Here is a 5,385-nt window from a genome sequence, read left to right as displayed (position 1 = left end):
CGGGCGCAGCCTGAGCCGGCGCGGCCGGGGCAGCGGTCCCGTCGAGAGCCGGAGCGGGGGCATCCCAGTCGTCACCACTCGATGCGGCGGGCGCGGCGGGCGTCTCAAGAGCAGGAGCCGGGGCGGCATCCCAGTCGTCGGCCGCAGCCGCCGCAGCGCCACCGGCAGCCGCCGCAGCACCGGCCGCGGCAGCCTTCTGGCCGTTGGACGGCGCGTTCTTCGGCGCGGGAGCCTCCGCCTTCGCGGGCGCGTCCTGGGCGGCCGGCTGCTGCTCGGCCGTCTCGTTCTTCGGTGCGCCGGTCTTCACCTCGTCGGCCGTCTTTGCGGCACCCTTCGCAGGCTTCTCCTCGAGTTCGGAGGTGGCCGCGGCCTTCGCGTCAGGCGTCTCGACGCTCTCGTCGACGGAGTCGTCACGGCCGATCTTGTTCTTGCCGTTCACTCCGTGGATGCCGACCGAACCCGGGCGCTTCGGCGCGCCCTTCTTCGGGTCGCGCATGAGCAGGTAGGCGATCAGAGCCAGCAGCAGGATGACGTTTTCGAGGATGAACCACTTCACGGTCGCGTCCCATCAGTCGTACGAGCACACATTTCTGTGGCCACCCTACCGCCGAGTCACTTGCGCCGGGCCGGGATTTACCGCGTCGTGATGCGCCCGCGGGCGTTGCTACCGTGGTGGGGTGAGCACGCCTGAACCCCGCACCGAAACCGCCGAGCGCGACGAGAGCCGCCACGACACCCGTGACGACGCCCGCCCGGCGTCGGAGGCCCCACGCCCGGCACATGACGAGGTGCGCGCCGACGAACGTCCGGCCATGAACCGCGACGGCGTGCCCCTCGCTCGCGTGCGTCGTGCGCCCCGCGTCATGCCGTTCCTGCTGACGGGCGCCGTCATCGGAGCCCTCGCGGGCCTCTTCGTCTCCCTCGACGGCGGTGACGGCGGCAACTACACGGCGTCGTCATCGACCGGTTACCTCGTCGTCCTGTTCGGTGCCCTCGGCACGCTGCTCGGCGGCCTCGCGTTCGTCGTCGCCGACCGTCGTTCCTGACGCCCGTATGCGTCCTGCGCCCCGGCGCCCGGCTGCCCGTAGGATGCACGCTGCGGCTCAGGTCGTGAAAGACTGATGTCTGTGGCACGCGGCGACGGCAAACTCTCACACGACATCCTTCCCGGCGAGAAGGGCCCCCAGGACGCATGTGGCGTCTTCGGGGTCTGGGCGCCGGGTGAAGAGGTCGCGAAACTCACCTACTACGGCCTGTACGCGCTGCAGCACCGCGGCCAGGAGTCGGCAGGTATCGCGACGAGCGACGGCAAGAGCCTGCTCGTCTACAAGGACATGGGCCTCGTCTCCCAGGTGTTCGACGAGACGAGCCTCGCCTCCCTGCGCGGCCACCTCGCGATCGGCCACTGCCGGTACTCGACGACGGGTGGTTCCACCTGGGAGAACGCGCAGCCGACGCTCGGTGACACCGAGGCGGGCACGGTGGCGCTCGCGCACAACGGCAACCTCATCAACTCCGCCGAGCTGCGCGAGAAGCTCGAGGAGATCCACGGCGAGCTCGGCAACACGCTCGGCGAGCTGCGTCGCGGCAACACCACCGACACCGCGCTCGTGACGGCGCTGCTCGGCGCTCAGTTCGACACGAGCCTCGAGAAGACGGCCCTCGCCCTGCTGCCTCACCTGCGGGGCGCGTTCTGCTTCGTCTTCATGGACGAGAACACGCTCTACGCCGCGCGTGACCCGCAGGGCATCCGCCCGCTCGTCATCGGCCGCCTGGAGCGCGGTTGGGTCGTCGCGAGCGAGACGGCGGCGCTCGACATCGTCGGCGCCAGCTACGTGCGCGAGGTCGCGCCGGGCGAGATGATCGCCATCGACGCGGACGGTCTGCGCTCGACGACGTTCGCCGAGCCCGAGCCGAAGGGCTGCGTCTTCGAGTACGTCTACCTCGCCCGTCCCGACACGACGATCGCCGGCCGCGAGGTCTACGAGAGCCGCGTCGAGATGGGCCGTCAGCTCGCGCGTGAGTTCCCCGTCGACGCCGACATGGTCATGCCGACGCCGGAATCCGGGACGCCCGCCGCGATCGGGTACGCCGAGGAGTCCGGGATTCCGTACGGCATGGGCCTGGTGAAGAACGCCTACGTCGGGCGGACGTTCATCGCGCCGAGCCAGACGATCCGCCAGCTCGGCATCCGCCTCAAGCTCAATCCGCTCAAGCCCGTCATCAAGGGCAAGCGCCTCGTCGTCATCGACGACTCGATCGTGCGCGGCAACACCCAGCGCGCCCTCGTGCGGATGCTGCGCGAGGCCGGCGCGGCCGAGGTGCACGTGCGCATCTCGAGCCCGCCCGTGCGCTGGCCGTGCTTCTACGGCATCGACTTCGCGACGCGCGCCGAACTCATCGCCAACGGCCTCGTCGTCGACGAGATCGCGACGTCTCTCGGTGCCGACTCGCTCGGTTACATCAGCGAGGACGGCATGATCGCCGCCACCGGGCAGCCGCGCGAGAACCTGTGCACCGCGTGCTTCACGGGCCGTTACCCCGTCGAGCTGCCCGCTGAGGATCGCCTCGGCAAGGGCCTGCTCGAGCTGCAGCTGCCTGTCGAGTTCGGCGGCGTCGATCCGACGACGGTCGGCACGGCCGACCTCGGCCAGGACGAGTCGATCGACCTCGCCCGCACCAACCCCGACGGCGTCTCGCCCGCCGGGGGTGCCGCCGTCAGCCCGGCCCGTCGGCACACGTCGAACTGACCGACGCCTCTCGATCCTCCCGCGCCGCCGCAGCCCTGACGGCGGCGCCGCGCCCGCACCGTGACCTCGCACCTCGAAGGACGACGATGACCCAGCACAACGAACCCATCACCTACGCCGGCGCCGGCGTCGACGTCGAGGCCGGCGACAAGGCCGTCGAACTGATGAAGGCCTCCGTCAAGCAGGCCCAGCGCCCCGAGGTGCTCGGCGGCCTCGGCGGGTTCGCGGGGCTGTTCGACGCCTCCGTCCTCGCACGCATGGAGCACCCGATCCTCGCGACGTCGACGGACGGCGTCGGCACGAAGGTCGCGATCGCGCAGGCGCTCGACACGCACGACACGATCGGATTCGACCTCGTCGGCATGGTCGTCGACGACATCGTCGTGTGCGGCGCGGAGCCGCTCTACATGACCGACTACATCGCGACCGGCAAGGTCGTGCCCGAGCGCATCGCGGCCATCGTCAAGGGCATCGCCGCCGCGTGCCGTCAGGCGAACGTCGCCCTCATCGGTGGGGAGACGGCCGAGCACCCGGGCCTGCTCGCCGCGGACGAGTACGACGTCGCGGGCGCCGCGACGGGCGTCGTCGACAAGGCCGATCTCATCCTTCCCGAGTCGGTGCGCGAAGGTGACGTCGTCCTCGGCCTCGCCGCGAGCGGCCTGCACAGCAACGGCTACTCGCTCGTGCGCAAGGTCTACGCGAGCGCCGGGTGGGGCTATGACAAGCACGTCGAGGAGTTCGGCCGCACGCTGGGGGAGGAGCTGCTCGAACCGACGCGGGTCTACGCTGCTGACCTGCTGCGCCTCATCCGCACCGACGGCGTCGACATCCACGCGCTGTCCCACGTCACCGGCGGGGGCCTGGCGGCGAACGTCGCCCGCGTCCTGCCCAAGGGCATGGGCGCGCGCATCGAGCGTTCGACGTGGGCGCCGCCGGCCGTCTTCGACGTCACCCAGCGCGTCGGCAACGTGCCCCAGGACGACATCGAACGCACCCTCAACATGGGCGTCGGCTTCGTCGCCGTGCTGCCCGCCGAGCAGGCCGCGACGGCCATCGAGGTGTGCGCCGAACTCGACCTGTCCGCATGGCGCATGGGCGATATCGCACGCACCGAGAACCTCGACGCCGCCGAGGCAGAGATCATCTCCGGCGCCAAGGGCGTCGACGCCGGCGCCTGCCAGATCGTGGGCAGCTACGCCTGACGGGTGAGCACGGGCGCTCGAGCCCCTCGAGCTCGGCGCTCGTCGCCGGCCCACGCAGAAGTCAGCACGACGAGAGCCTCCGTCCCGATGGGACGGAGGCTCTCGTTCACGTCAACTCAAGAAAAAGCGGGTTGCGCGCTCGTCGTGGTCAGTCGTCGTCCGACGCCCACTTGGAGTAGCGGTCATACTCGTCGCCCTCGTCGTCGGCTTGCGCCTGACGCGTTTCGTTCGCGCTGCGCGAGGCACGGAGCTCTCGCTCCAACGCGCTGAGGTCGGTGTCCGGCGAGAAGTACTTGAGCTCGCGTGCAACCTTGGTCTGCTTGGCTTTGGCCCGGCCGCGCCCCATGGCGAGACCCCCTCTGTCGTGTTGCCAGGGCGGCCGTCATCACCCCGCACGCGGGCGTGCGGACGTCAGGCGGAGGGCCCTGGGGATCCTAAGTTTCTGTCGTGGGGGTAACGCTACCTCAGATGCGTTGATTTCCGCCCATCGACGCGGATCGCCGGGCGCCTCGCGCGGCCATGAGTGACCGGTCTCACTCCGTGTGGGTGGTGGCCAAGCCTGGATCGTCGACGACACGCCGTCGGGCGACGACGAACGCCCCCGCGAGGGCGAGCGCGCCGAGGCCGAAACCACCCAGGACGAGGGCAGGTTCGTTGTCGCCGGGCTCGTCGACCGTCGGCGTCGTCGGCCCCTTGACGGTGCTCGGGGAGGCCGTGGCGGTCTGCACGGTCAACTCCTGAGCTCCCTCGGACGCCCCGGCGGTGCTGCTCGAGCTCACACCCGGGCTGCGCGTGATGGCGGCGGCGGGTGACGACGACCCCGCGGCGACGGCGAGCACGCAGGCACCACCGACGACGAGGGCGCGAGCGGATGCGGGCAGATGGCGCGACGTCATGCCCCCATTCTGACGCCCGCGCGACGGGGGCGCCACGTTCCGCGTCGTCGTTTCGCATCATCGCGCCCGGTATCGTCGCCGGACATGACGACGTCTCGGTTCACCACCCTCGCAGGCCCGGCCATCGCCGAGATCGAGGTGAAGCGCTCGCGGTTCCTGTGTGAACTGACGCCGGTGGGCGCGGGTGACGACGAAGCGTCGGAGGTGGCCGCACGGGCCGTCGTCGAGGCCGCTCGTAAGCAGCACTGGGACGCGCGTCATCACTGCAGCGCGTTCGTGCTCGGCCCCCAGCGTCAGGTGCGGCGCAGCAACGACGACGGCGAGCCGTCGGGCACGGCGGGCGCGCCGATGCTGGAGGCGCTCGTCGCCTCGGGTCTGAGCGACGTCGTCGCCGTCGTGACGCGCTGGTTCGGCGGCACGCTGCTCGGCGCCGGAGGGCTCGTGCGGGCCTACGGCGACGTCGTGCGCGCCGCGCTGGCCGAGGCCCGCGTCGTCACGTACGAGTGTCGCCTCGTCATGGCGGCCGACGTCGGCATC

6 protein-coding genes and 1 pseudogene are annotated in these 5,385 nt (G+C 70.9%); 4 read left to right on the top strand and 3 right to left on the bottom strand.

Annotated elements, in window-relative coordinates:
* Positions 1-556: pseudogene (locus tag HMPREF0321_RS14490) on the bottom strand (hypothetical protein); the annotation flags it as partial.
* A gap of 121 nt (positions 557-677) precedes the next feature.
* On the opposite strand from HMPREF0321_RS14490, the gene HMPREF0321_RS00105 reads away from it, so the two are divergent.
* From HMPREF0321_RS00105 to purM, 3 genes are all read left to right on the top strand, one after another.
* Positions 678-1,046 carry a hypothetical protein gene (locus HMPREF0321_RS00105; protein WP_006943257.1) on the top strand — a complete coding sequence of 123 codons (369 nt, stop codon included), beginning with the start codon at positions 678-680 and terminating at the stop codon, positions 1,044-1,046.
* 81 nt (positions 1,047-1,127) lie between these two features.
* Positions 1,128-2,750 carry an amidophosphoribosyltransferase gene (gene purF / locus HMPREF0321_RS00100; RefSeq protein WP_006943258.1) on the top strand — a complete coding sequence of 541 codons (1,623 nt, stop codon included), beginning with the start codon at positions 1,128-1,130 and terminating at the stop codon, positions 2,748-2,750.
* An 86-nt stretch (positions 2,751-2,836) separates the two neighbouring features.
* The gene (gene purM, locus HMPREF0321_RS00095; RefSeq protein ID WP_006943263.1) at positions 2,837-3,952 is read left to right on the top strand and encodes a phosphoribosylformylglycinamidine cyclo-ligase; all 1,116 of its coding nucleotides are present in this window, start codon (positions 2,837-2,839) and stop codon (positions 3,950-3,952) included.
* A gap of 148 nt (positions 3,953-4,100) precedes the next feature.
* On the opposite strand, the gene HMPREF0321_RS00090 is transcribed toward purM, so the two are convergent.
* Positions 4,101-4,298: a DUF3073 domain-containing protein gene (locus HMPREF0321_RS00090; protein ID WP_006943260.1), complete on the bottom strand. Its 198-nt coding sequence runs from the start codon at positions 4,296-4,298 to the stop codon at positions 4,101-4,103.
* A 187-nt stretch (positions 4,299-4,485) separates the two neighbouring features.
* A complete protein-coding gene (locus HMPREF0321_RS00085; protein WP_040014153.1) occupies positions 4,486-4,848 on the bottom strand; it encodes a hypothetical protein in 363 nt (120 codons plus the stop codon).
* An 84-nt stretch (positions 4,849-4,932) separates the two neighbouring features.
* On the opposite strand from HMPREF0321_RS00085, the gene HMPREF0321_RS00080 reads away from it, so the two are divergent.
* Positions 4,933-5,385 (top strand): YigZ family protein (locus HMPREF0321_RS00080; protein ID WP_006943261.1); only part of this gene is annotated, 453 nt, incomplete at its 3' end.

Source organism: Dermacoccus sp. Ellin185, from assembly GCF_000152185.1.
In the GTDB taxonomy this organism is placed as follows: Bacteria; Actinomycetota; Actinomycetes; order Actinomycetales; family Dermatophilaceae; genus Dermacoccus; species Dermacoccus nishinomiyaensis.
This window is presented reverse-complemented; position numbering and strand designations above follow the sequence as displayed.

Coding starts and splice junctions, on each gene's coding strand:
- purM (WP_006943263.1), top strand. CDS start 2,837: ATGACCCAGCACAACGAACCCATCACCTACGCCGGCGCCGGCGTCGAC.
- HMPREF0321_RS00090 (WP_006943260.1), bottom strand. CDS start 4,298: ATGGGGCGCGGCCGGGCCAAAGCCAAGCAGACCAAGGTTGCACGCGAG.
- HMPREF0321_RS00085 (WP_040014153.1), bottom strand. CDS start 4,848: ATGACGTCGCGCCATCTGCCCGCATCCGCTCGCGCCCTCGTCGTCGGT.